Genomic DNA, 2,372 nt, shown 5'->3' on the forward strand with positions numbered 1-2,372 from the left:
CCCGCGCCCAACCGCGTGTACAGCGCCGCCAACGCCGCCTGCAGCACCATGAACAGACTCGCACCCGACCCCCGGGCCAACTCCACCAGAGCGGCATGCAGTTCGGGGCTCAGCTCCAGGCCGACGTGGTCCCCGCGCCAGCCGGCGACGGCCGGCCGCGGCCGGTCGGCGGGCAGCCGGAGCAGCTCCGGCAGGTCGGACAGCTGGCGCTTCCAGTAGTCGAGCTGCTCGGCGAACCGGCTCCGGGGGTCGGCGGCGTCGCCGAGCAGGTCGCGCTGCCACAGCGTGTAGTCGGCGTACTGCACCGGAAGGGCCTGCCGGTGCGGCGCGCGGCCCTCGCACCGGGCGGCGTACGCCTCGGCCAGGTCGCGGGCCAGCGGGCCGGTGGACCAGCCGTCGCCGGCGATGTGGTGCATGACCAGCAGCAGCACGTGCTCGTCCGGCGCGACCGCGAACAGCTCCGCCCGCAGCGGCGGCTCCGCCGCCAGATCGAAGGGCTGCCGGGCGGACTCGGCGAGCCGCTCCGGCAGTTCGGCCTGCGACACCTCGGTCAGCCGCGCCCGGGGCCGGGCCTCGGCCGGGTCCAGGACCCGCTGGCACGGTACGCCGTCGACCTCCGGGAACGCCGTCCGCAGGCTCTCGTGCCGGGCCACCACGTCGGCCAGCGCCTCGTCCAGCGCGGACCGGTCGAGCGTCCCGGTCAGCTGGAGCGCCAGCGGGATGTGGTACGTCGCTGCGGTGCCGTCCATGCGGTGCAGGAACCAGAGCCGGCGCTGGGCGAAGGACAGCGGCACCGCCTCCGGCCGCTCGTGCACGGTCAGCGCCGGGCGGGCGTGGCCGGCGCCGGTCAGCGCCTCGGCCAGGCCCGCCGCGGTGGGCGCCTGGAAGAGCGCGCGCAGCCCGAGCTCCACACCGAGCACCGAGCGCACCCGCGCGACCAGCCGGGTGGCGAGCAGGGAGTGCCCGCCCAGGTCGAAGAAGTCGTCGTCGACACCGACCCGCGGCAGGCCCAGCACCTCGGCGAACAGCCCGCACAGAATCTGCTCCTGCGGCGTGCGGGGCGCGCGGCCCGTCACCGTGGTCACCGCCTCGGGTGCGGGCAGCGCCGCACGGTCCAGCTTCCCGTTCGGCGTCAGCGGCAGCGCGTCCAGCAGCACGAACGCCGACGGCACCAGGTAGTCGGGCAGGCGGTCGCGCAGATACGCCGCCAGCTCCGCCGGGCCTGCGACCGCGTCGGGGCGCGCCGCCGTGTAGGCGACGAGCCGGTCGTCCTGGGCGAGGACGGCGGCCTGCGCGACGGCGGGGTGTTCGGCCAGGGCTGCCTCGATCTCGCCGGGTTCGATGCGGAAGCCGCGGACCTTCACCTGGTCGTCGGCGCGGCCGGCGTATGTGAGGTCGCCGTCGGCGCGCCGGCGGACGAGGTCGCCGGTGCGGTACATGCGTTCGCCGTCGGCGCCGAACGGGCAGGCGACGAACCGCCCGGCGGTGAGCCCGGGCCGGTTCAGGTACCCGCGGGCCAGGCCCGCCCCGGCGACGTACAGCTCTCCCACCACACCCGGCGGCACGATGCGCAGGCGCTCGTCCAGCACGTAGGCCCGGAAACCCGCGACCGGTCGGCCGATCGGCGGTACACCGGACCCCGGGGACAGCGGGTCACTCATGGTCGCGCACACCGTGGTCTCCGTCGGACCGTACGCGTTGATCATCCGGCGTCCGGGCGCCCACCGGGCCACCAGCTCCGGCGGGCAGGCCTCACCCGCCACCACCAGGGTGGAGGCCGTGAGGTCGGCGCTCTCCACCGCGGCCAGGGCCGAGGGCGGCAGCGTCACGTGGGTGACGTCGAGCCGGCGGTCCGTCAGGGCCTCCAGCGGGGCTTCTGCCGGGGCCAGGACGAGGGCGGCGCCGGTGAGCAGGGCGCTGCACAGGTCCCAGAAGGACGCGTCGAAGCTGGGCGAGGCGAACTGGAGCACCCGGCTGCCCGGCGCCACGCCGAGCCGCTCGACCTGCGCCGCCACCAGGCCCGCCACGCCGGCGTGGCCGACCACGACGCCCTTGGGCCGGCCGGTCGAGCCCGAGGTGTAGATCACGTACGCCGGGTGCCGGACGTCGAGCGCGACGGCCGGATCGGTGTCCGGCCAGTCCCCCTCGACCGTCATCGCCGGGTCGTCGACCGTCAACGCCGGACGGGCGTCCTCCAGCATGAACGCGATCCGCGCCTGCGGGTACGCCGGGTCCACCGGCAGGTACGCGGCCCCGGCCTTCAGCACACCCAGGACCGCCACCACCGACTCCACCGACCGCGGCAGGGCCACGGCCACGGTCTGCTCCGGGCCGACCCCGCGGGCGATCAGCGCATGCGCGAACCGGTTCGC

Annotated in this window: 1 protein-coding gene; it reads right to left on the reverse strand. The window is 76.1% G+C overall.

All coding sequences use genetic code 11. The annotated features are described in order from the left end of the window. On the reverse strand, positions 1-2,372 hold a 2,372-nt coding region (locus ACIQUT_RS40235; RefSeq protein ID WP_403570690.1), incomplete at both ends, for an amino acid adenylation domain-containing protein.

Origin of the sequence: Streptomyces sp. NPDC090445 (assembly GCF_044769385.1) — a bacterium.
In the GTDB taxonomy this organism is placed as follows: Bacteria; Actinomycetota; Actinomycetes; order Streptomycetales; family Streptomycetaceae; genus Streptomyces.